General features: G+C 71.7%; 23 protein-coding genes. 10 read left to right on the top strand and 13 right to left on the bottom strand.

Features of this window, described 5'->3' with window-relative positions; genetic code table 11:
- Positions 1–8 precede the first annotated feature (8 nt).
- The gene (locus tag ABD198_RS10970; RefSeq protein ID WP_343999849.1) at positions 9–434 is read right to left on the bottom strand and encodes a VOC family protein; all 426 of its coding nucleotides are present in this window, start codon (positions 432–434) and stop codon (positions 9–11) included.
- Positions 435–640: 206 nt separating this feature from the next.
- Here ABD198_RS10970 and ABD198_RS10965 point away from each other — a divergent pair, with 206 nt between their 5' ends.
- The 3 genes from ABD198_RS10965 (at position 641) to ABD198_RS10955 (ending at position 3,325) form a co-directional block, all read left to right on the top strand.
- Positions 641–2,062 carry a Gfo/Idh/MocA family protein gene (locus ABD198_RS10965; RefSeq protein WP_343999847.1) on the top strand — a complete coding sequence of 474 codons (1,422 nt, stop codon included), beginning with the start codon at positions 641–643 and terminating at the stop codon, positions 2,060–2,062.
- Positions 2,063–2,160: 98 nt separating this feature from the next.
- Positions 2,161–2,751: a sugar O-acetyltransferase gene (locus ABD198_RS10960; protein WP_343999845.1), complete on the top strand. Its 591-nt coding sequence runs from the start codon at positions 2,161–2,163 to the stop codon at positions 2,749–2,751.
- 10 nt (positions 2,752–2,761) lie between these two features.
- The gene (locus ABD198_RS10955; protein ID WP_343999843.1) at positions 2,762–3,325 is read left to right on the top strand and encodes a TetR/AcrR family transcriptional regulator; all 564 of its coding nucleotides are present in this window, start codon (positions 2,762–2,764) and stop codon (positions 3,323–3,325) included.
- Between the two features lie 115 nt (positions 3,326–3,440).
- Here the strand turns inward: ABD198_RS10955 and ABD198_RS10950 are convergent, their stop codons facing one another.
- Positions 3,441–3,644: a cold-shock protein gene (locus tag ABD198_RS10950; RefSeq protein WP_343999841.1), complete on the bottom strand. Its 204-nt coding sequence runs from the start codon at positions 3,642–3,644 to the stop codon at positions 3,441–3,443.
- A gap of 196 nt (positions 3,645–3,840) precedes the next feature.
- Positions 3,841–4,203 carry a helix-turn-helix domain-containing protein gene (locus tag ABD198_RS10945; RefSeq protein ID WP_343999839.1) on the bottom strand — a complete coding sequence of 121 codons (363 nt, stop codon included), beginning with the start codon at positions 4,201–4,203 and terminating at the stop codon, positions 3,841–3,843.
- A gap of 467 nt (positions 4,204–4,670) precedes the next feature.
- On the opposite strand from ABD198_RS10945, the gene ABD198_RS10940 reads away from it, so the two are divergent.
- Positions 4,671–4,874 (top strand): cold-shock protein, encoded by a 204-nt coding sequence (locus ABD198_RS10940; protein ID WP_167996684.1) that lies wholly within the window; start codon positions 4,671–4,673, stop codon positions 4,872–4,874.
- Positions 4,875–5,050: 176 nt separating this feature from the next.
- Positions 5,051–6,583, top strand: a complete 1,533-nt coding sequence (locus ABD198_RS10935) for a DEAD/DEAH box helicase (protein WP_343999836.1) — start codon at positions 5,051–5,053, stop codon at positions 6,581–6,583.
- A gap of 230 nt (positions 6,584–6,813) precedes the next feature.
- Here the strand turns inward: ABD198_RS10935 and ABD198_RS10930 are convergent, their stop codons facing one another.
- The 6 genes from ABD198_RS10930 to ABD198_RS10905 all read right to left on the bottom strand — a co-directional run bounded on the left by ABD198_RS10930 (position 6,814) and on the right by ABD198_RS10905 (position 15,246).
- Positions 6,814–7,617 (bottom strand): VOC family protein, encoded by an 804-nt coding sequence (locus ABD198_RS10930; protein ID WP_343999834.1) that lies wholly within the window; start codon positions 7,615–7,617, stop codon positions 6,814–6,816.
- Positions 7,618–7,700: 83 nt separating this feature from the next.
- Positions 7,701–8,279: a TetR/AcrR family transcriptional regulator gene (locus tag ABD198_RS10925; RefSeq protein ID WP_343999832.1), complete on the bottom strand. Its 579-nt coding sequence runs from the start codon at positions 8,277–8,279 to the stop codon at positions 7,701–7,703.
- A gap of 151 nt (positions 8,280–8,430) precedes the next feature.
- Positions 8,431–11,805: a pyruvate carboxylase gene (locus ABD198_RS10920; RefSeq protein WP_343999830.1), complete on the bottom strand. Its 3,375-nt coding sequence runs from the start codon at positions 11,803–11,805 to the stop codon at positions 8,431–8,433.
- A gap of 142 nt (positions 11,806–11,947) precedes the next feature.
- Positions 11,948–13,153 (bottom strand): S8 family peptidase, encoded by a 1,206-nt coding sequence (locus tag ABD198_RS10915; RefSeq protein ID WP_343999828.1) that lies wholly within the window; start codon positions 13,151–13,153, stop codon positions 11,948–11,950.
- A 341-nt stretch (positions 13,154–13,494) separates the two neighbouring features.
- Complete coding sequence (locus tag ABD198_RS10910; RefSeq protein WP_343999826.1) at positions 13,495–14,532, bottom strand: amidohydrolase family protein; 1,038 nt, start codon at positions 14,530–14,532, stop codon at positions 13,495–13,497.
- A gap of 111 nt (positions 14,533–14,643) precedes the next feature.
- Positions 14,644–15,246, bottom strand: coding sequence for a DinB family protein (locus ABD198_RS10905; RefSeq protein WP_343999824.1), 603 nt, complete (start codon positions 15,244–15,246; stop codon positions 14,644–14,646).
- Positions 15,247–15,390: 144 nt separating this feature from the next.
- On the opposite strand from ABD198_RS10905, the gene ABD198_RS10900 reads away from it, so the two are divergent.
- Positions 15,391–15,858, top strand: a complete 468-nt coding sequence (locus ABD198_RS10900) for a DUF488 domain-containing protein (protein ID WP_425580451.1) — start codon at positions 15,391–15,393, stop codon at positions 15,856–15,858.
- 117 nt (positions 15,859–15,975) lie between these two features.
- A complete protein-coding gene (locus ABD198_RS30895) occupies positions 15,976–16,053 on the top strand; it encodes a 50S ribosomal protein bL37 (RefSeq protein ID WP_375256634.1) in 78 nt (25 codons plus the stop codon).
- Positions 16,054–16,092: 39 nt separating this feature from the next.
- Here ABD198_RS30895 and ABD198_RS10895 read toward each other — a convergent pair whose 3' ends face one another.
- A complete protein-coding gene (locus ABD198_RS10895; protein ID WP_343999820.1) occupies positions 16,093–16,650 on the bottom strand; it encodes a TetR/AcrR family transcriptional regulator in 558 nt (185 codons plus the stop codon).
- Positions 16,651–16,745: 95 nt separating this feature from the next.
- Here ABD198_RS10895 and ABD198_RS10890 point away from each other — a divergent pair, with 95 nt between their 5' ends.
- The gene (locus ABD198_RS10890) at positions 16,746–17,360 is read left to right on the top strand and encodes a DUF2867 domain-containing protein (RefSeq protein WP_343999818.1); all 615 of its coding nucleotides are present in this window, start codon (positions 16,746–16,748) and stop codon (positions 17,358–17,360) included.
- Between the two features lie 48 nt (positions 17,361–17,408).
- Here ABD198_RS10890 and ABD198_RS10885 read toward each other — a convergent pair whose 3' ends face one another.
- The 3 genes from ABD198_RS10885 to ABD198_RS10875 form a co-directional block, all read right to left on the bottom strand.
- Positions 17,409–17,981, bottom strand: coding sequence for a GNAT family N-acetyltransferase (locus ABD198_RS10885; protein WP_343999816.1), 573 nt, complete (start codon positions 17,979–17,981; stop codon positions 17,409–17,411).
- 91 nt (positions 17,982–18,072) lie between these two features.
- Positions 18,073–19,371, bottom strand: coding sequence for a flavin-containing monooxygenase (locus ABD198_RS10880; protein ID WP_343999814.1), 1,299 nt, complete (start codon positions 19,369–19,371; stop codon positions 18,073–18,075).
- A gap of 121 nt (positions 19,372–19,492) precedes the next feature.
- Positions 19,493–20,473, bottom strand: a complete 981-nt coding sequence (locus tag ABD198_RS10875; protein WP_425580450.1) for an ABC transporter ATP-binding protein — start codon at positions 20,471–20,473, stop codon at positions 19,493–19,495.
- 255 nt (positions 20,474–20,728) lie between these two features.
- On the opposite strand from ABD198_RS10875, the gene ABD198_RS10870 reads away from it, so the two are divergent.
- Complete coding sequence (locus ABD198_RS10870) at positions 20,729–21,394, top strand: dienelactone hydrolase family protein (protein ID WP_343999812.1); 666 nt, start codon at positions 20,729–20,731, stop codon at positions 21,392–21,394.
- 159 nt (positions 21,395–21,553) lie between these two features.
- On the top strand, positions 21,554–22,564 hold the full coding sequence (locus ABD198_RS10865) for a TerC family protein (RefSeq protein WP_343999810.1): 1,011 nt from the start codon (positions 21,554–21,556) through the stop codon (positions 22,562–22,564).
- The last annotated feature ends 15 nt before the right edge of the window (positions 22,565–22,579 follow it).

Genomic DNA, 22,579 nt, shown 5'->3' with positions numbered 1-22,579 from the left:
CGGCCGTGTCAGGCGATCGGTTCACCGATGCCCAGCAGGTTGCCCTCGCTGTCCCGGAACCAGACGCCGCGCTCCGCGCGTGCGCCCTTGCTCGGGTAGTTGCCCTCCACCTCGGCGATGCCGTCCACGGTGCGGAATCCGGGCAGGTCGACGTCCTCGAAGACCACGCCCCGCCGCCGCAGCTCGGCCACGGCGCTGTCGAGGTCGTCGACCTCGAAGGCCATCTGGGTGAAGGTGCCGGGCGAGCTGCCCGTGGACCGGAAGACCACGAAGTCGCCGGCCGCGCCCCGGTAGAGGAGCCCGCCGGGGCGTTCGTCGACCGGCTCAAGTCCCAGCTTGTCGGCGTAGAAGCGGCGGGCGCGGTCCAGGTCCTGGGCGGGCAGCCTGGTCGCCACCCTGGCTCGGGCGAGGGTGGCCGGGTCGTCTGCGTTCATCCCCCCACTCTGCCGCGAACCGGCGCCGCCGGCCTCTCCACGCGCGGACCGTCCTCCGAACAGAAGTGACGCCTCCTCATCTTCCACCGGTGCTCAGTTGTGCGCGAAAAGGCTGCCTATCGAGCACATATTGACATGGCCTCACCAAGCCCGCAGAGTCTTCCACCGACAGTGATGCAGGCCGCCCACCGAGGAGTGTTGCCGTCATGTCCGAGATCGCCGCTGTCTCCCGCCGACTTCTGCTGGGCGGAGCCGTCGCCACCGGCGCGCTCGCCGCCGGTATGTCCGCCGCTCCGGCCGCCGTGGCCGCGACCGGCGCGGCGCCGGGCCGCAGACCGGGCCAGAAGTCGATGATCGGCGTTCCGTTCGACGTCCACCGGACCGTCCGGGTCGCCGTGATCGGTCTGGGCAACCGGGGCTCGGGCATGGTGACGGGCTGGGCGGCCGTGCCGGGCTGCACGGTCACCGCCGTCTGCGACATCCGCGCCGATCGGGCCAAGCGCGCCGCCGACCGGCTGGAGAGCAAGGGCGAGCCGCGCCCCGCCGAGTACGGGGGGTCGGCCGAGTCCTACGCCCGCATGCTGCAGCGGGAGGACATCGACCTGGTGTACGTCGCCACGCCGTGGGAGTTCCACTACGAGCACGGCCGGGCGGCCCTGCTGAGCGGCCGGCACGCCGTGGTGGAGCTGCCCATCGCCACCGAGCTGCGCCAGCTGTGGGACCTGGTCGACACCTCGGAGCGCACCCGCAGGCATCTGCTGCTGGCGGAGAACTGCTGCTACGGGCGCAACGAGCTGGCCATGCTGAGGATGGCCCACGCCGGTCTCTTCGGCGAGATCACCAACGGGCACGGCGGCTATCTGCACGACCTGCGCGAACTGCTGTTCTCCGACACGTACTACACCGACTCCTGGCGGCGGCTGTGGCACACCCGCAGCACCGCGTCCCTCTACCCCATGCACGGCCTGGCCCCGATCGCGGCGGCGATGGACGTCAACCGCGGCGACCGCATGGTCACCCTGCGGGCCACCGCGACCGAGCCGCGCGGGCTGGCGGACTACCGCGAGCGCTTCGTCCCGAAGGGGCACCCGTCCTGGAAGGAGACGTACATCAACGGCGATCTGATCACCTGTCTGATCGAGACGGCGAAGGGCCGGATCATCCGGGCGGAGCACGATGTGAGCTCGCCGCGCCCCTACAGCCGGATCAACACGCTCGCCGGGAGCCGGGGCATCGTCGAGGACTACGCGGGCCCGGCACCCACGGGCGCGCGGATCTACATCGAGCCGGATCACAGCGGCCACACCTGGCGGGACTTCGAGAGCTACCGCAAGGAGTTCGACCACTGGCTGTGGCAGAAGGTGGGCGACGACGCGGCGAACAACGGCGGCCACGGCGGCATGGACTACATCCTGCAGTGGCGCACCGTGCAGCTGATGCGTGCGGGACTGGCGCCGGACATCGATGTGTACGACTCGGCCGCCTGGTGCTCGGCGGTGCCGCTGAGCGCCGCCTCCCTGGCCAGAGGTGGCCGGCCGGTCGAGATCCCGGACTTCACCCGCGGCGCCTGGCGCAAGCGCCGGCCGGGTCTCGACTCGGAGCCTACGGACATGCCGCCCGTCGGCTGAGGACTCCGGGCACTCCCCCGGGCCTGCCGAGGCCTCCCCCGGGACCCTCGGGAGCCCGGAGTGTACGTTCGTACGCTCCACGAGGTAGCGTCTCGGGCATGGCGACGGACGACACGGACTACTTCGCGGACGACCCGCGCACCAATCTCGAACGCATGCTGGCGGGCGATCTCTACATCGCCGACGATCCGGAGATCGCCCGCAGCCAGCAGCGGGCCGTCCGGCTGGCCGCCCGCTACCAGGCCGCCTACGCCGAGGACGCGGAGGCCGCCCGCCCGATCCTCGCGGAGCTGCTGGGCCGGCTGGGTGAGGAGGCGCATGTGCGGCCGCCGCTGTATGTCGACTACGGCAGCAACATCACCATCGGGGCGCGTACCTTCGTCAACTGCAACCTGACCGCGCTGGACGTCGCGGCCATCACCATCGGCGAGGACTGCCAGATCGGGCCGGGCGTCCAGCTGCTCACCCCGACGCATCCGCTGGAGCCCCGGCCCCGGCGCGACAAGCTGGAGGCCGCCCGGCCCATCACCATCGGCGACAACGTCTGGCTCGGTGGCGGCGCCATCGTCCTGCCCGGCGTGACCATCGGCGACGACTCCGTCATCGGCGCCGGTGCCGTGGTGACCAAGGACGTGCCCGCGGGTGTGGTCGCCGTCGGCAACCCCGCCCGCCCGGTCCGCACCCTGTGAGGGAGGTGCCATGGCCACCGGGCACACCGACCCCCAGCGGCGCGAACGGATCATCGCGGCCACCCTCGACCTGATCGCCGAGGAGGGCATCGCCCGGGTCTCCCACCGCAGGATCGCCGCACGCGCCGGTGTCCCCCTGGGGTCGATGACCTACCACTTCGACGGCATCGACGAACTGCTGCGCGAGGCGTTCCGCCGCTTCACCGACCACATCGTCGCGGTCTTCGACGCCCACCTCGGTGCCGCGGCCGGCCGCGACCAGGCCCGCACGGCCGTGGCGGACCTGGTGCACACCCTGTCGGAGGGGAGCCGGCGCGATCTGGTGCTGACCCAGGAGCTCTACACCCTCGCCGCCCGGCGGCCGGCCTACCGCGAGCTCACCCACGAGTGGATGCGCCGCAGCCGGGTGCACCTCGAGAAGCACTTCGATCCGGACACCGCGCGCCAACTGGACGCGCTCATCGAGGGACTGACGCTGCATCGGGCGCTGGCGCAGCAGCCGCACGACCGGTCCCTGACCGTCGAGGCGATCGCCCGCATCACCATGCCCGCGGACCGGCGGTCCGGCCCCTGACCACGCCGGTGCATGATGACGCCGGTACGGGACGGCCCTGGAAACGGCAGGAGGCCCGCACCCCAGACGTGGGGTGCGGGCCTCCTGAATGCTCCGTGCGGGAGCGAGACGTGCGTCAGGCGGGAACGATGTTCTCCGCCTGCGGGCCCTTCTGGCCCTGCGTGACGTCGAAGCTCACCTTCTGGCCCTCGTGGAGCTCACGGAAGCCCTGCGCGGCGATGTTCGAGTAGTGGGCGAAGACGTCGGCGCCGCCGCCGTCCTGCGCGATGAAGCCGAAGCCCTTTTCCGCGTTGAACCACTTCACAGTACCGGTGGCCATAATTCATACTCCTAGACAGTTTCAGGCCCACACCGTGCGGGCCCTCACATCGCTGTCGATGATTACCTGCCCGGGATGAAACCGCTGACGCAAAGGGCAACCACAACTGCAACGAGGTCAAGCCTAGCACGGATTTCCGTTCCGCCATTTCCTGATGCGGCGGAGACAGATTTCTGGTGCGGCGAGGACAGATTTTTCACTCGCGCGTTTCGTCGCGGCTGTTCGACGTGTCCCTTGGTCCCGCGTGAGCGCGGTGGGCCGCCTCCAGCTGGTCCTCGAGGTCGACGATGCGGCTGGCGGCCTCGATCGGCGTCCCCTGGTCGACCAGTTCGCGGACCCGGGCCGCGATGCGCAGCTGGTGGCGCGAATAGCGGCGGTGGCCGCCCCCCGACCTGCTCGGAGTGATCAGCCCCGTCTCGCCGAGGGCACGCAGGAAGGCGGGCGTGGCACCGATCAGTTCGGCGGCCCTGCCCATCGTGTACGCCGGGTAGTGGTCGTCGTCGAGCCGGTCGCCGGCCGGCGGCCGGGCATCGGTGTCCGGCCTGTGCTCCGAGGGCATGCGCACCTTTCCGCGAGCCACGGGGGCTGTGACCCGCCGCGGGAGAGCAGGTTCCCTCCCGCACGACAACTCTAGTCGCGGCTGCAGCTTTTCTGCCGGGGCGGGCACGGCCGGGGCACCTCCCGCCCTCCGTACCCACGCACCCACGCACCCACGCCTGCGGCCGGCGGCCGGCGGCCTGCGGCCGGCGGCCGGCGAACGTCCGGGCCCTGACGGTGCCCGGATCGGAAATATTCGGCCACCTGGTGGGGGAATTTTCGGCCGACCTCCGGAATATTCCCCCGCAGCGTCCCCGATCGGTGCCGGACGCAGTGATATTGCCGACCGTGCTTCGGCGATTACCGCGTGATAGTGTCGGGATCAGTTGCAGTAGTGGTTGCCAGAAACGTTTTCCGACGGGTGATCATCACGGCGACCGGGGTTCCGTGCGATATGGAGCTCCGACACCGTTCCGAAGGAGAGAAAAAATGGCAACCGGTACCGTCAAGTGGTTCAACGCGGAAAAGGGCTTCGGCTTCATCGAGCAGGACGGCGGCGGCGCCGACGTCTTCGCCCACTACTCGGCCATCGCCGCGCAGGGCTTCCGTGAGCTCCACGAGGGCCAGAAGGTGAGCTTCGACATCGCGCAGGGCCAGAAGGGTCCCGCGGCCGAGAACATCGTTCCCGCCTGATCCACACGCATACGCACATCGCAGCCGGGCCGCACCTTCGGGTGCGGGCCCCGGCTCGATCCCTTTTCGGGCGCCTCGACGCGCCTTTCACCCCGGTTCGTTCTCGCGAGATTCCGCGCGGCCTCACGCGCGACTTCCTTGATACGTGCCGCATCAAGGAAGTCTGAAGGTCTCGTATGAGCCGAGCACGCACATCCCGCACGTCCGCCCCCTCCGGCAGCACCGCGGCCGGCCGCAGCGCAGCCGGCCGCGCCGGCCGTTCCGGCGCCCCGCGCCGCACGGACGGCGTCGGACGTCAACGCACCGCACCGCAGGCCGAGTTCGCCCAGCCGGTCACCAAGACGCCGGCCCTGCCCGCCGTCGAGTCGTTCGCCGGCCTCGACCTGCCCGCCCCGCTGCTCGACGCCCTCGGCCACGAGGGCGTGACCGTCCCCTTCCCGATCCAGGCCGCGACCCTGCCCAACTCCCTGGCCGGTCGTGACGTCCTCGGGCGGGGCCGCACCGGCTCGGGCAAGACGCTCGCCTTCGGCCTGGCGCTGCTGGCCCGCACCGCGGGCCGCCGCGCCGCGCCCCGGCAGCCCCTGGCCCTGGTCCTGGTACCCACCCGTGAACTGGCTCAGCAGGTCACCGACTCCCTGACGCCCTACGCCCGCGCCATGCACCTGCGGCTGGCCACCGTGGTCGGCGGGATGTCGATCGGCAGGCAGGCCGACGCGCTGCGCGCCGGGGCCGAGGTCGTCGTGGCGACGCCGGGACGGCTGAAGGATCTGATCGACCGGGGCGACTGCCGGCTGGACGAGGTCGCCGTCACCGTGCTCGACGAGGCCGACCAGATGACCGACATGGGCTTCATGCCGCAGGTCACCGCGCTTCTCGACCAGGTGCAGCCAACCGGGCAGCGCATGCTGTTCTCGGCGACCCTCGACCGCAACGTCGACCGGCTGGTCCGCCGCTACCTCCACGACCCGGTGGTGCACTCGGTGGACCCGTCCGCGGGTACCGTCACCACGATGGAGCACCACGTGCTGCACGTGCAGGACACCGACAAGCGGCGCACCACCACCGAGATCGCGGCGCGGGACGGCCGGGTCATCATGTTCCTGGACACCAAGCGCGCCGCCGACCGGCTGACCAAGCACCTGCTGAGCAGCGGAGTGCGTGCCGCGGCCCTGCACGGCGGCAAGTCCCAGCCCCAGCGCACTCGCACGCTCACCCAGTTCAAGAGCGGTCAGGTCACCGTGCTGGTGGCGACCAATGTGGCGGCGCGCGGCATCCACATCGACAACCTGGACCTGGTGGTCAACGTCGATCCGCCCACCGACCCCAAGGACTATCTGCACCGCGGAGGACGCACGGCACGCGCCGGCGAATCCGGCAGTGTGGTCACTCTGGTGACGCCGGATCAACAGCGCGATATGAGCCGTCTGATGGCCATGGCCGGGGTCACCGCGCGGACCACCTCGGTGCGTTCGGGCGAGGCGGAGCTCAGCCGCATCACCGGTGCCCGGCAGCCGTCCGGCGTGCCCGTGGTGATCAATGTGCCGGTCGCGTCGGCCAAGTCGTCGCAGGCATCACAGAAGTCGTCGCCCGGCTCGTCGCGGGGGCGTCGCCGCCGGACCGCTCAGGGCGGGCCCGCGGGTGCGGCAGCCCGACGCGCGGCCCGCTCGCACGCCGGTTCCCGCTCCGGTTCCCGCTCCGGGAACACGTAGCCGCCGCGAGGCGCACGGCCCACGTTGCGAGGCGCGCAGCACACCTCGAGTCCGACCTGGTCGTCCTCGTCGATCCGGAGAACTTCGGCGAAGGCATCGAGGGAGCCGTCGACCACTATGTCGCGATGACGCGCGCCACCCAGCGGCTCGTGATTCTGACCAGCCGTTGAAGATGCGGGGGCCGGGCGGGTGCTCGCGGCTCGCGAGCCGGCCCCCTCGCGGGCGGATGCTCAGCCGTCAGACGGCTTGAGCACCACGAAGTCGGCGTTGGCCCGGTCCAGGCACACCGCCAGCCGGCCCACGCCCTCGGCGTCCTCCGGGCCCATCTGTACGGTGCCGCCGTTCTCGGTGGTGCCGGCGACGGCCGCGTCGCAGTCGTCGACGGCGAAGACCGGGTGCCAGTACGGCCGGCCCTTGTTGACCGACAGGTCCTCCTTGCCGAGCTGCACCATGCCGCCGTGCATGCGCTCCTCGGGCTGCCCGGCCGGGGTGATCATGTGATAGGTGCCGCCACCGCCGGGCATGCCCATCTCGGTGTACTGCCAGCCGAAGACCTGAGTGTAGAACTCCTTGGCCGCGGCGACGTCGGTGGTCATCAGCTCGGTCCAGCACAGTGAGCCCGGCTGGTCCACCAGTTCCATGCCCTTGCTGGTGCCCGGCTGCCAGACGGCGAACTGGCCGCCCAGCGGATCGGTGTACTGGGCCATCCGGCCCCATTCGTCGAGGTCCATGGGCGCGGCCCGGACGGTGCCGCCGGCCCGCTCCACGGCCTGGGTGGTGGCATCGACGTCGGGGACGCTGTAGTAGATCATCCAGGCCGACCGGGCGCCCTTCTCGGTGAGCTTGCCGAGCCCGGCGACGATCTTGCCGTCCTTGCGGAACATCCCCCCTTCCATGTTCTCGTCGCCCTCGGCCTCCATGGCCTCGTAGTCCCAGCCGAACACCGAGCGGTAGAAGGCCGCGGCGGCCGGGACGTCGGGGGCACCGAGGTCGAGAAAACAGGGGGCACCGGGGGCGTAGTCGGTGGTGATCACGATGGTTCCCTTTCGCTGATTGCTCCTCGACTCAGCGTGACACCGGCCACTGACAATCGCCTGTCGCCCGGAGCCGTCCGGGCCTACCCGGCGGCCACGATGCGTTCGACCGCGGCGGTCACCAGCCGCTCCCGCTCGGCCTCCCCGAACACCTCCGGCAGGGTCAGCTGCTCCACGATGAGCCAGTTGAGGGCCAGGTAGAGCAGCTTCACGGCGGTGGCGTCCCCGGGCAGGCCGGACGCCTCGTGGTAGGAGACGTTGGCCTCGACGTCCGCGCGGACCCGCTCGGTGAGCAGCTTGCGCAGGCCGGGCCGGCGGGTGGACTCCAGGCGCAGTTCCAGCAGGGCCAGGTATCCGGTGCGGAAGGAGGCGATGCGGCCGACGAGTTCGCGCATCAGCTGCGCATAGGTCTCGCGGTCCCGTCCGGCGGCCCGCTGGCGGGCGATGGTGGCCTCGTCGGGCTGGAGCCGCTCGTAGACCCGGGCTCCGGCCTGCAGGAGCAGGTCGTCGCGGTTGGCGAAGTAGTTGGACGCCGTCCCGGTGGGGACTCGGGCCTCGCTGTCGACCGCCCGGAAGGTCAGGCCGCGGGCGCCCTCCCTGGCCAGTACCTCGATCGCGGCGTCGACGAGGGCGGCGCGCCGCTGGTCGTTCCGCCTCACCATGGCCCCTCCCGGTCCTGTGCGAGTGCTGCGCGGACTCAGAGTACTTCAGGCACAGTACTACGGCTGGAGTCCTAAGGGGTTACCTGGAGACATGGAGCCGCGCGGGGAGGTGCCGGGCCGGCGCCTCCCCGCGCGACGCGCGGGGGTGTCGTCAGGTGAGTTCGACGAGGAGGTCGCCGCCCTCGACCTGCTGGATGCGGTTGATGGCCAGGCGGCCGACCGTGCCGGCCTTGGGGGCCGTGATCGCCGCCTCCATCTTCATCGCCTCGATGGTGGCGACCGTGGCGCCCGCCTCCACCTCGTCGCCCTCGGAGACGGCGAGGGTCACCACGCCCGCGAAGGGCGCCGCGACATGGCCCGGGTTGTTCCGGTCGGCCTTCTCGGTGACCGGGACGTCGGAGGCCGCCGCCCGGTCGCGGACCTGGATGGGCCGCAGCTGGCCGTTGAGGGTGGACATCACGGTGCGCATGCCGCGCTCGTCCGCGTCGCCCACCGCCTGCAGCTCGATGAGCAGCCGCACACCGGGCTCGAGGTCGACGCCGTACTCCTTGCCCGGACGCAGGCCGTAGAAGAAGGCCTTGCTGTCCAGGACGCTGGTGTCGCCGAAGCTCTGACGGTGCGTCTCGAACTCGCGGGTGGGTCCGGGGAACAGCAGCCGGTTGAGGGTGGCCCGCCGGTCCTTGGCCAGTCCGGCCCGGTCGTCCGCGGACAGCTGCTGGACCCGCTTGGGTGCGGGGCGGCCCTTGAGCGCCTTGGTGCGGAACGGCTCGGGCCAGCCGCCGGGCGGGGTGCCCAGCTCGCCGTGGAGGAAGCCGATCACGGAGTCCGGGATGTCGTACCGGCCGGGGCCGGCCTCGAAGTCGTCCGGGGAGACGCCCGCGCCCACCAGGTGCAGGGCGAGGTCGCCGACCACCTTGGAGGAGGGGGTGACCTTCACCAGGCGGCCGAGCATGCGGTCGGCGGCGGCGTACATCGCCTCGATGTCCTCGAAGCGGTCGCCGAGGCCGAGGGCGATGGCCTGGGTGCGCAGGTTGGACAGCTGGCCGCCGGGGATCTCGTGGTGGTAGACGCGGCCGGTCGGGGAGGCGAGGCCCGCCTCGAAGGGGGCGTAGACCTTGCGGACGCTCTCCCAGTACGGCTCCAGGTCGCCGACGGCCTGGAGGTCGAGCCCGGTGGGGCGCTCGGAGTGGTCGGTCGCGGCGACGATCGCCGACAGGGGCGGCTGGGAGGTGGTGCCGGCCATGGACGCCACGGCCCCGTCGACCGCGTCCACCCCGGCCTGGATCGCCGCGAGGTAGGTGGCGAGCTGGCCGCCTGCGGTGTCGTGGGTGTGCAGGTGCACCGGCAGGTCGAACTCGCGGCGCAGCGCGGACACCAGCTTGGCCGCCGCGGGGGCGCGCAGCAGTCCCGCCATGTCCTTGACGGCCAGCACATGGGCGCCGGACTCGACGATCTGCTCGGCGAGGCGCAGGTAGTAGTCGAGGGTGTAGAGGCGCTCGCCCGGGTCGGACAGGTCGGCCGTGTAGCAGAGCGCGACCTCGGCGATGGCGGTGCCGGTCTCGCGCACGGCCTCGATGGCGGGCCGCATCTGGCTGACGTCGTTGAGCGCGTCGAAGATGCGGAAGATGTCGATGCCGGTGGCCGCCGCCTCCTGCACGAAGGCGTCGGTGACCTCGGTCGGGTACGGGGTGTAGCCGACGGTGTTGCGGCCGCGCAGCAGCATCTGCAGGCAGATGTTGGGGACCGCCTCGCGCAGGGCGGCCAGCCGCTCCCAGGGGTCCTCGGCGAGGAACCGCAGGGCGACGTCGTAGGTGGCGCCGCCCCAGCACTCCAGGGACAGCAGCTGCGGCAGGGTGTGCGCGACCACGGGGGCGACGGCCAGCATGTCCTTGGTGCGCACCCGGGTGGCGAGCAGCGACTGGTGGGCGTCGCGGAAGGTGGTGTCGGTGACGCCGAGGGCGGGCGACTCGCGCAGCCAGCGGGCGAAGCCCTCGGGGCCGAGTTCGGTGAGCCGCTGCCGGGAGCCGGCGGGCGGCTGTCCGGTGGGGCGCGGCGGCAGCTTGGTGAGCGGGTCGGGCAGGTCGGGCCGCTCGCCGTGCGGCTTGTTCACCGTGACGTCGGCGAGGTAGGTGAGCAGCTTGGTGCCGCGGTCCGCGGAGTGACGGGCGGTCAGCAGGTGCGGGCGCTGCTCGATGAAGGAGGTGGTGACGTGTCCCGCCTGGAACTCGGGGTCGTCGAGCACCGCCTGCAGGAAGGGGATGTTGGTGGCCACGCCGCGGATGCGGAACTCGGCCACGGCGCGGCGGGCGCGGTTCACGGCGGTGGCGAAGTCGCGGCCGCGGCAGGTGAGCTTGACCAGCATGGAGTCGAAGTGGGCGCTGATCTCGGTGCCGGCGTGGGTGGTGCCGCCGTCCAGGCGGATGCCGGAGCCGCCCGGCGAGCGGTAGGCGCTGATCCGGCCGGTGTCCGGGCGGAAGCCGTTGGCCGGGTCCTCGGTGGTGATGCGGCACTGCAGGGCGGCGCCGCGCAGGGTGATCGACTCCTGGGAGAGCCCGAGGTCGGCGAGGGTCTCACCGGCGGCGATGCGCAGCTGCGACTGGACGAGGTCGACGTCGGTGACCTCCTCGGTCACCGTGTGCTCGACCTGGATGCGCGGGTTCATCTCGATGAAGACGTGGTTGCCGTCGCGGTCGAGGAGGAACTCCACGGTGCCGGCGTTGCGGTAGCCGATCTGCCGGGCGAACCGCACGGCGTCGGCGCAGATCCGCTCGCGCAGCTCCGGGTCGAGGTCGGGGGCCGGGGCGAGTTCGATGACCTTCTGGTGGCGGCGCTGCACGGAGCAGTCCCGCTCGAAGAGGTGGATGACGTTGCCCTCGCCGTCGGCGAGGATCTGCACCTCGATGTGGCGGGGGTCGACGACGGCCTTCTCCAGGAAGACGGTGGGGTCGCCGAAGGCGGACGCCGCCTCGCGTGAGGCGGCCTCGACGGCCTCCCTCAGCTGGGCGGGGTCCTCGACGCGCCGCATGCCGCGCCCGCCGCCGCCCGCGACGGCCTTGACGAACACGGGGAAGCCGATGTCCTCGGCGGCGCGCAGCAGCTCGTCCACGTCCGTGGTGGGCTGGGAGGAGCCGAGGACGGGGACGCCGGCCTCGCGGGCGGCGGCCACCGCGCGGGCCTTGTTGCCGGTCAGTTCGAGGATGTCGGCGCTGGGCCCGACGAAGGTGATGCCCGCCCGTTCGCAGGCGCGGGCCAGCTCGGGGTTCTCGGAGAGGAAGCCGTAGCCCGGGTAGACGGCGTCGGCTCCGGCGCGGCGCGCGGCGCGGACGATCTCGTCCACGGAGAGATAGGCGCGCACCGGGTGGCCGGGCTCCCCGATCTCGTAGGCCTCGTCGGCCTTGAGCCGGTGCAGCGAGTTGCGGTCCTCGTACGGGAAGACAGCGACGGTACGGGCGCCCAGCTCGTACCCCGCGCGGAACGCCCGGATCGCGATCTCACCGCGGTTGGCGACGAGCACCTTGCGGAACATTGGTGATCCCTTCAGCCTGCCGGTGACGAAGACCATCGTGTCGGTGGCTGGGCGGATACGCCATGTGAGCCGGGCCACTCCATGGGCCGGGGGCCGCGGAGGACGCCCTCCTCCGCGGCCCCCGGCGGGTGCGTGGCGCGGTCTACTCGGTGACCCTCAGCAGCTTGTTGGGGGTTCCGGTGCCCGGGTTGCTGATCTTGTCGGGGGTGGCCTTCCCGGTCAGCGCCTTGGCCACGGCGTCGGGCGTGGCGTCGGGGTTGGCGGACAGGTACACCGCGGCGGCGCCCGCGACGTGCGGGGAGGCCATGGAGGTGCCGGAGATGGTCTTGGTGCCGTCGTCGCTGTCGTTCCAGGCGGAGGTGATCTCGGAGCCGGGGGCGTAGAGGTCCACGACGGAGCCGTAGTTGGAGAAGTCGGACTGGGCGTCGTCCTTGGTGCTGGAGGCGACGGTGAGCGCCTCCGGCACGCGGGCGGGCGAGCCCTGGCCGGCGTCGGTGGACTCGTTGCCGGCGGCGACGGCGAAGGTGACGCCGGAGGCGATGGCCTTGCTGACCGCCGCGTCGAGGGCGGGGTCGGCGGCGCCGCCGAGGCTCATGTTGGCCACGGACGGTCCCTGGTGGTTCCGGGTGACCCAGTCGATGCCGGCGACGACCTGCTCGGTGGTGCCGGAGCCGTTGTCGTCGAGGACTCTGACGGCCACGATCCGGGCCTTCTTGGCGACGCCGTGCCGGGCGCCGGCGATGGTTGCGGCGACGTGGGTGCCGTGGCCGTTGCCGTCGTCGGCGGTGTCGTCGTTGTCGACGGCGTCGTAGCCGTGCTTGGCGCGGCCCTCGAAGTCCTTGTGCGTGATGCGCACACCGGTGTCGATGACGTAGGCGGTGACGCCCTCGCCGGCCTTGTCGGGGTAGGTGTACCTGCTGTCGCCCGCGGTGTCGGTCTGGTCGACCCGGTCCAGGCCCCAGGACGGGGGGTTGTCCTGGGTGGCGGTGGTGTGCAGGGTGCGGTTGGCGACGACGGTGCCGACGGCGGGGTCGGCGGCGAGGCGCTTGGCCTCGGTCTCGGTCAGCCCGGTGGCGGAGAAGCCGTTGACGGCCGAGCCGTAGGTCCGGCTGAGCTTGCCGCCGTACTCGCGGGCCAGGTCCTTCTTCTCACCGGCGGAGGTCTTCTCGTCGAGGAGGACGATGAAGCTGCCGTCGACGGTGTTCTCGGCTCCGAGGCCGAAGACGGTGCCCTGGGGAGGCTCGGCGTGGGCGGCCGGCGCGGTGAGGAGTGCCGCGGAGGTCGCGGCGGCCACCGCTATCGCCGCGGTGGTGAGCTTGCGTGCACCGGTGTGCGTCTGATGCGTCATGAAGAGGGGTCTCCTCGTCAGTGGGGGGATTCACCTCCGGCGCGGCGAGGCGTCGGAGGATGACGAGAAGCGTGACCACTTGTCGCGACCAGATCAATGCCTCCGCTAGCCGACTGACGCTGTGTCAGGTGTCATCTCCACAAGGTCCGCTCATAGTTGAGCCAACCTGAGGGCAAAGCCCCTGCTGGCAGGGCTGGTTGAAGATCAAACGAGAGCCTGGGCGAGATTCGTGACCATCCCCTCACCCAACCCTCACGGACCGGACGTTTTCCGTGCCGGAGCCGCCCGCGGACGGACGTCGTCCGGCGCCTGCCGTGCCGGTCCGGCGAGGCGTCAGGCGATCACCCGGCCGCGCAGGACGATACGGCTCGGGTGCGCGAGCGCCGACGGTCGGCGGTGGGATCGGTGTCGTAGGCGACGAGGTCGGCCGGTGCCCCGTCCACCAGTCCCGGCAGGCCGAGCCAGGAGCGTGCCGCCCAGGAGGCCGCGCCGAGCGCCGCCTCGGCGGGCAATCCGGCCCTCACCAGCCAGTCCGCCTCGGAGCTGACGGTGCCGCAGGGAAAGCCGTCCGTTCCCGCGAGGACCGTGACCCCGGCCTCGTGGGCGGCCCTGACGTTCGGCGGCAGACCGCGCCAGCCGTCCAGCCACCAGTCGCGGCGGGCGCTCGGCTCCTCCGCGCGCTTGCGGTCGACGCCGGCGGCGAAGGCGGTGAGGGTCGGCACGAAGGCGGTGCCCTGAGCGGCCATCCGGTCGATCAGACCGGGGTCGAGATGCATGCCGTGCTCCAGGCCGTCCACGCCGGCCCGCACGGCGTTGCGGCAGCCTCCGGCGGTCTGGCAGTGGGCGGCCACGCGCCCGCCGATCGCGTGCACCGCCTCCACCACGGCGGTGAGAACACCGGCGGGCAGGGGCGGTTCGTCGTGCCTCCGGTCGGCGATCACCTTGCACCAGCCGGACGACGCCCGCGCCTCCTCGACGGCGGCGCGCACCAGGTCCGCCTCGCTCACATCACGTCCGAAGCCCGGGAAGAAGCGGCCCGGTGTGGCCAGCCAGCGCCCGGCCGACCGCACCCGGGGCAGTTCCGGGTCCTCGTCCACCCAGCCGGGGATGCGTGCCGCCGATCCGGGGGTGCGCACGGCCAGGACACCGGCGTCCCGGTGGTCCGTCAGATGACGGCGCAGCGTCTCGTCGCAGAACGGCGTGCCGACGTCCTCGGTGCCCGGATGGGTGTGCACATCGACCAGGCCGGGCAGCAGCCAGCCGCCGTCCACGACGAGCCGGGCACCGGGGACCGGTTCGGTGCGGAGCCGGTCGCCGTCGATCCAGAAGGACCGCTCCTCCCGCTCCGGCAGCACGATCCCGCGCACCTGAAGTGTCACCGGCTCTGGCCCCCCTCGCGTCGGCGCCGTCGCAGCGGCGAGCGTACCGGGCGGGGCGCCGCCCCGGCCATGGGCCGGCGACCCGCGAACTGGCCGCGGCGGGCGCTCCGTTCAGCCGACCCCGCCGGCTTTGCGCGCGGCCTCCTCCACCCGGCGGCGGTGGTTCTCCCACTGCTCGCGGTCGGCCTGCGGCAGGCTGTCGTTGCCCGGGAGCCAGCCCACCGAGCCGTCGATGAGTTCGCGCACGATGTCGGCCTGGCCGGCGTGGCGCTGGGTGTCGGCGAGGACCCGCACGAGGACGTGGTGCAGGGTCGTCTCGCGCCGCCCCTCGGGCCACCAAGGGACCTGCCCCACCGCGTCCAGGCCGAGGGCCGCGACGGTGGCGTCGGCGTGCCGCCACGCCTGCCGGTACAGCCCCACGATCTCCTCGCGGGTCTCCTCCGGCGTGGCCCACATGCCGGCGTTCTCCTCGGCGTCGTCCCGGTACCGGTCGGGCGCCCGTTCCCCGTCGTAGAACGGCCGCCCGAAGGTGTCACCGAAGTACCCCAGCTCCACCCTGGCGAGGTGCTTGACCAGCCCCAGCAGATTGGTGCCGGTGGGAGTCAGCGGACGGCGCATGTCGTACTCGGAGAGCCCCTCCAGCTTCCACAGCAGCGCGCCGCGGGCGTCCTGGAGATAACGGAGAAGATCGGCCTGAGCGTTGGCTTCGGTCATGCCGGGCACTCTGCCATGCGGCACTGACAGCCCGACCGGCGGCCGGAGAACGCCGGCTTCGGGGCCTCGGGCCTAGACTCGGGAAGGGTGAACCGGATCTGCACCGTGGGGCACTCGACCCGGGAGGTCGGGGAGGTGGTGCGGATGCTGCGCCGCAACGGCGTCACCTGTCTGGTGGACGTCCGCTCCTATCCGTCGTCGCGGAAGTTCCCGCAGTGGAACCAGGAGGCCCTCGTCCACGCGCTGCCGCCCGACATCCGGTACCGCTGGATCCGCGCGCTGGGCGGTCGCCGGCACACTCCGGCGGGTGTGCCCAGCGCCAACGGGGCCTGGCGGGTCAAGGCGTTCCGGGACTACGCCGACTACATGGCGACCGACGAGTTCCGGGAGGGCCTCGACGAGCTGCTGGACCTGGCCGGGCACGAACGGCCGGCGATCATGTGCAGCGAGGCGGTGCCCTGGCGGTGCCATCGCCGGCTGATCACCGACGCGCTGATCGTCGCCGGTGCGGAGGTCGTCCACATCATGTCCCCGACGGTGACGAAGCCTGCCGTCCTCAACGAGCACGCGCGGGTGCGGGACGGGCACCTGGTCTATCCGCCGCCTTCCTGAACCCGGTACGGGAGAGCCCGGAGCCTGAGTCGCGGGCGTGCGGAAAGGGTGGTTGCCTGGGGCTGGTCGGATGCCGCCGGGCACGGCGGTGCACGCTCACGTCCGCAGGAGGCCGGTATGTCCTCGAAGCGACGCCGCAAGAAGAAGGCACGCCGCAAGCACGCCGCCAACCACGGCAAGCGGCCCCAGTCCTGAGTGCGGGGACCGCGTCGGTGCGGTCCCGCCGTCCCGCCGCTACCGGAGCAGCCAGCCCCGGGTCATCTCCATGACCTCCGCGCGGCTGCGCGAGCCGTGTTCGGCCGCGATGTAGTGCTGGCCGACGCGCAGGGAGAAGGCGAGCAGACAGCGGACCTCCACGTCGTCGGGGTCGGTGCAGAACTCGGCGAAGAGGCTGCGCAGGTAGTCCATGCGCCGGTTGTCCACGCGCCGGAGGCGTTCGGCGACGGACGGGTCGCGGCGGGCCCAGTCACGGATGGCGAGTTCCACCGGGATGCCCGTGACCGGCTCCTCGGTGGAGGAGGCGATGGTGAACAGCCTCTCCAGCTTGCCCCGGGCGTCCCCGCCGCCGCTCTCGATCTGCTCGATCACGTCGTCGGTGACCGCACGCTCCCAGGTGTCGAGCATCTCGGTGAGCAGCGCGTCCCGGTTGCGGAAGTACCCGTAGAAGCCGCCCTTGGTGACGCCGAGCGACTGGGCCAGCGCCTCGATGCGCACGGCGTCCGGGCCGCCGACGGTCAGCGCCCGCAGTCCCGCCTCGATCCACCTGCCACGGGGCGTGCGGGCCACGGCCATGTGTGTCTCCCCTCACAGCTCCCGAGGCATGTATACGGGAGCGTACAGATCGCGTTAGGGTTCTTCTATACGGCATCGTATAGAAGGGCTCGTCGATGAGACTCGCCAGTACCGCGCACACCTCCCGACCCTGGCGGATCCATGAGATCACCCGTGACTTCCGGCTGGAGGACGTGTGGGCGCTGCCGACGCCGGGTGGTCCGGACGACCTTCCGTATCTGGTCGAGCAGATCGCCCAGGGCTCCGGAAAGCCCCCCTCCCCCGTCTACCGCGCGCTGTTCGCGATCCGCTGGCAGCTGGGGCGGCTGTTCGGCTGGGACAAGGAGAACGACGGACTCGGCGGCCGGGTGCAGTCACTGCGTGACCGCCTGCCGGAGGACCTGCGGGACGCCCCGCGCGGACCGGAGGTGCGCTCCAACCCGTTCACCTCGGTCTATCAGCTGCACGACGAGTGGGTCGCCGAGATCGCCAATCGCACGGTGCACGCGGTGATGCACATCGGCTGGGTCCAGGACGGCACGACCGGCAGGTACCGGGGCCAGATGGCGGTCCTGGTCAAGCCGAACGGGCCGTTCGGCTTCCTGTACATGCTCGGCATCAAGCCCTTCCGGTACGTGGGCGTGTATCCGGCGCTGCTCCGGGCCATGGGCAGGCAGTGGCAGGCGACGGCCGACCGGCGCAAGAGCGGTGGCGTGAGCCCCGTGGCATGAGCCGGTGGCGGAGTTGCTCGCACAGACGAGCACCTCCACTCCGGCTGGTCAGCGCAGATCGCGCCGCATCAGGATCCTGGGGTGACCGGCAAGCACGGAGGTGGTGTCGGCGGCGTGGACGAAGCCGGCCCGTTCGAAGTTCTTGCGGAGCCCGGCGTACGCCATCGTCAGATCGACCTTGGCGTCGCCGTTGTCGAGCGGATACGCCTCGACCACCGGGGCGCCGTGGCTGCGGGCGAACTCGACCGCACCGGCGATCAGCGCATGCGAGATTCCCTGCTTGCGGTGCCCGGGGCGGACGCGGATGCACCACAGGGACCACACCGGCAGACCGTCGAGGTGCGGGATCTTGCGGTTGCGGGCGAAGGAGGTCTCGGCACGCGGGGCCACCGCCGCCCAGCCGACCGGCTCGTCGCCGTCGTAGGCGAGGACCCCGGGCGGAGGCTCCGCAGCGCACAACTTGCGTACGTACTCGCCGCGGGCGGGCCCGCGCAGCTCGTTGTTGAGCTTGGACGGGATGCGGTAGCTCAGGCACCAGCAGACGTTGGCCGCCGGTGACTTCGGGCCGAGCACGGCACGCACGTCCCCGATGACCGTGGCCGGGCGGACATCGATGCTCATGGCACCACGATGGCACGACGTCCGCCCCGGTGCCGTCCCGAAGGACGGACTCCGCCATGCCGTCCCTTGGACGGGCACCGCCACTGAACGTCTAGACGCTCAGCACCTCACGCAACTCCCCCAGGTACGGGCCCACATCGACCTGGATGGAGGCGCCCTGGGTGAGGCCGTACCGCTCGGCGATGGAGGCGTGGTACGCGGCGATCTCCTCGCGCATCTCCTGCGGCGAGGGCAGCACGACCTCGCCCCGCACGATCCGGGTCACCCACTGCGCCTGCGCCTCCACCAGCCGGGTGATCGCGCCCACGGGGCGGACCAGGCCGACGAAGTACAGGCCGGGCCGGTCCGGCGCCACGACCCGCCGGTACAGCTCGACGGGGCCGTCCGGGGCGGCCGGGCAGCCGGCGGGCAGGAACGGGTACGCCATTCGGTAGCCGGTGCAGTACACCACCGCGTCCGCCTCCACGGACGTGCCGTCGGTGAAGACCACCCGGCCGCCGTCGAAGGACCCGACGGCCGGTTTCGGCGTCACCCGGCCGTGCCGGATGCGGCTGAGGATCTCGTCGGAGATCGTCACGGCGGAGGAGAAGATCGGATGGTCCGGCTCGGGCAGCCCGTAGTCCGACAGCCGGCCGCGGGCCACCAGCAGCGCCTGCTCCACGAAGCGGCGCTTCTGGGCCAGCGTCATCTCGTTCCACCACGTGGTGTCGGCTATCTCGTCCAGGGACATGCCGAACAGCTGCTTCGGCACGACGTGCAGCCCGCGGCGCACGGACAGATAGGTCTGCTCGGCATGGCGGGAGAGGTCGGCGGCGATGTCCACCGCGGAGGCGCCCAGGCCCACCACGATCACGCGACGGCCGGTGAAGTCGCTGCCGTCGCGGTAGTCGAGGGAGTGCAGGATGCGGCCGGTGAAGCCCTCCGAGCCGGCCGGGAGCGGATCGGGCAGCGACGGCTCCGTGTGGTGGCCGGAGGCGACGATCACATGCTCGAAGCGCCGGGCCGCCACGGCGCCGTCGGCGTCCCGGCTGACCACCGTCCAGGTGCCGTCGGCCTCCTGGTCGGCGGAGACCACCTCCGTGCGCAGCTCCACATGGTCCAGCACGCCCGCCCACTCGGCGAACGACCGCAGATAGGCGGCCATGTCGCGGTGGCTGGGGTAGAGCGGATAGGAGGACGGCATCGGGAAGTCGCGGTAACCCGTCAGCTGCTTGGCCGTGTTGAGGTGGAGGGAGAGGTAGCCGGGGCCGCGCTCCCCCGCCTGGGGCCGGCGCCAGATGCCTCCGACGCCGGGCGACTTCTCCAGGCAGACGAAATCGGTACCGGCCTCCTTCAGGGCATGTGCCACCGCGAGCCCCGACAGCCCCGCCCCGATCACGCAGACCCGCACGTCCCACTCCCCACGGCCACGGCTTGCTTCCCGGGCAGCGGCTCGCTCCCGGGTCAGCCTTTGACTGCCCAGCGGAAACACGCCGCACACCAGTACCCACGCCGAACAGGCGTGGTACTCGTCACGGTTCGGCGTGCGGGCGGGTCGCGGCGTCCGGGCCGTCGTCCGGGTCTGCCGGGGCGCGGCCGGGCCACACGCCCACATGGTCCGGCTCCGGGGTGAGGCGCACCCTGCCCCGCAGGCCGTACCGCTCCACGTCGTCGCGAGGCAGCTGGAGCCGTCCGGCACGGTCCAGGACGGTGAACTCCTCGGACGTGTCGGCGTCCGGGCCGCGCAGCGTCTCGGTGGAGGTGCGGCCGTCGCGGATGCGGACGGTGCGGCGGACCTGGCCGGAGACGAGCGGGTCATGAGTGACGATCAGTACGGTCGCGCCGAGCTGCTCGTTGGCGCGGCGCAGCGCCTCGAAAACCAACTCGCCGCTGATGGTGTCGAGTTCGCCGGTGGGTTCGTCGGCGAGCAGGACGCGCGGGCCGTTGGCGGCGGCCACCGCGACGGCCACGCGCTGCTGTTCGCCGCCGGAGAGCTGTGCGGGCAGCCGGTGCCGGCAGTGGGCGATGCCGAGCATGTCCAGGAGTTCCGCGGCCCGGTCGCGGCGCTTGCGGCGCGGCACGCGGGTGTACTTCATCGGCAGGGCGACGTTCTCCTCCGCCGTGAGGTACGGCACCAGGTTGCGGCCGGTCTGCTGCCAGACGAAGCCGACGGTGCGCCGCCGGTAGTCGAGGCGTTCGCGGCGGCGCAGCGCCAGCAGGTCGTGTCCGGCGACCCGGGCGCGGCCGGCCGTGGGCAGGTCGAGGCCGGAGAGGATGGACAGCAGGGTCGACCTGCCGGAGCCGGAGGCGCCGACGAGCGCCATGCACTCACCCTCCTCGACGACGAGGTCGAGCCCTTGGAGGGCCTGGGCCTCCACCCCCTCGGTGCGGTAGACGCGGACCAGGTTGTCGCAGACGATCAGGCCCGCGTCCGGCAGGGGGCGGCGGGCCTCACGGGCGCGCTCCTCCAGCCGGCGCAAGTCGGTCGCTTCGGTCGCTTCGGGTTCGCTCACGCTCACCGTTCCTCCGCACGGGCAGCGGGTAGCAGCGCAGCAGGACGGCGACGACGGCCAGGCCCAGCAGGGCCGGCACCGCGGCGAGCAGCGGATCGGGACCGGCGCCGTCCGGACGGACTCCCGGGGACGCGCCGGGGCGGGCGATGAACGCTGCCGAGGTCGAGGGCCGGGGTTGGCGTGGAGGGGTGGCGTGGCGGGTCCGGCCGGGTACCCGGGTGGCAGGCGACCAACTGCCGGAGGGAGTGACGCGGCATGCTCTCCGAAACTGTGACGGTCCCCGCGCAGGGGCCGGACCAGGCATCCCTGGACGGCGATCTGGTCCTTCCGGAGGAGCCCCGGGGGGTGGTGCTGTTCGCGCACGGCAGCGGCAGCTCGCGGTTCAGCCCCCGCAACCGGGCGGTCGCCGCCGAGCTGCAGCAGGCCGGGCTCGGGACGCTGCTGCTCGATCTGCTCACCGAGGACGAGGAGCGCGACGACCTGCTGACCGCGCGGCACCGCTTCGACATCGATCTGCTCGCCGGGCGGCTGGCCGCCACGATCGACTGGCTGGAGCGGCGGCCGGACACCGCCGACCTTCCGGTGGGTCTGTTCGGGGCGAGCACGGGGGCGGCGGCCGCGCTGGTGGCGGCGGCCGAGCGCCCGGAACGCGTGTCGGCCGTGGTGTCGCGGGGCGGGCGCCCGGATCTGGCGGGCGGGGCGCTGGAGCTGGTCACGGCGCCGGTGCTGCTCATCGTGGGCGGCAACGACCAGACGGTGCTCAATCTCAACCGTGAGGCGGCGGCCAGGCTGCGGGCGACGCACGAGATCCATGTGGTGCCCGGGGCGACCCACCTGTTCCCGGAACCAGGTGCGCTGGAAGAGGTGGCGCGGGCCGCCGCCGGATGGTTCGGCCGCTGGCTCGCGGAGTCCAACGGGTGACAGTCACCGGGCGGGTGACGACGGGCTCGGGCCGCGCGGCGCTCGAGGAACTGAACGTGCCGCCGGAGAGACAAGGCGTGCCACCGGAGAGACAAGCGGTCACCGGATGCCCCAGACTCGACACAGGCCTCCCGATCGACTCCGTTGGGGGGTGGGCCCGTGTATGACGTGCCGGAGTGGCTGTGGCTGGTGTTCGCCGTCACCGTGCTGGCGTCGCTGGCGGTCGATCTGCTCGCGCACCGGCAGGCGCATGTCATCGGGTTCCGTGAGGCCGCCGTCTGGAGCGGATGGTGGGTGAGCCTGGCCGTGCTCTTCGGCGGCCTCGTCTTTCTCGTCGTCGGGACGCAGCCGGGGGTCGAATACACCACCGCCTGGCTGCTGGAGAAGAGCCTGTCGGTCGACAACCTCTTCGTCTTCGCGCTGGTTTTCAGCTACTTCAAGGTGCCGCGCGACTATCAGCACCGGGTGCTGTTTCTCGGGGTGTTCGGCGCGCTGGTCTTCCGCTGGGTGTTTCTCGCGGCCGGTGTGGCGGTGGTCAGCCGCTTCACCGCCGTTCTTTTCGTCTTCGCCGCCATCCTCTTCTACAGCACGTACAAGATCCTCCACGAGGAGGACGTGGGTTTCGACCCGGGCCGGAGCCTCGCCGTGCGTCTGCTGCGCAAGGTCGTTCCGGTGCGGGACGAATACGCGGGCGCACGGTTCTTCGTGAAGGAGGCCGGGAGGCGGGTGGCCACGCCGCTGCTGGCGGTGGTCGCCGCGATCGAGGCCGCGGACCTGGTGTTCGCGGTGGACAGCGTGCCGGCCGTGCTGGCCGTGAGCAACGACGCCTTCATCGTGTACACCAGCAATGCTTTCGCGATTCTCGGTCTGCGTGCCCTGTATTTCCTGCTGTCCGGGCTGCTCGACAGCTTCCGCTATCTGAGTCAGGGCCTGGCGCTGGTCCTTTCCTTCATCGGCGTCAAGCTCATCATGCAGGCCTCCCACAAACTGATCACCCCTGCCGTTCCCGAGGTGCCCTCGTGGCTCAGTCTCTGCGTGATCGTGGTCGTGCTGACCGTCTCCGTCGCACTCAGCCTGCTCCGGCCGGGGACCGTGGTGGATTCCGGAAATGCGCGCCCCGCTGAAGTTTCCGCGCCGGAAGACCCTCCCGACCCTCCCGAAAAGCATTAAAAAGTGGGTAAAATC

This window comes from Streptomyces thermocarboxydovorans, assembly GCF_039524635.1.
GTDB classification, from domain to species: Bacteria; Actinomycetota; Actinomycetes; order Streptomycetales; family Streptomycetaceae; genus Streptomyces; species Streptomyces thermocarboxydovorans.
This window is presented reverse-complemented; position numbering and strand designations above follow the sequence as displayed.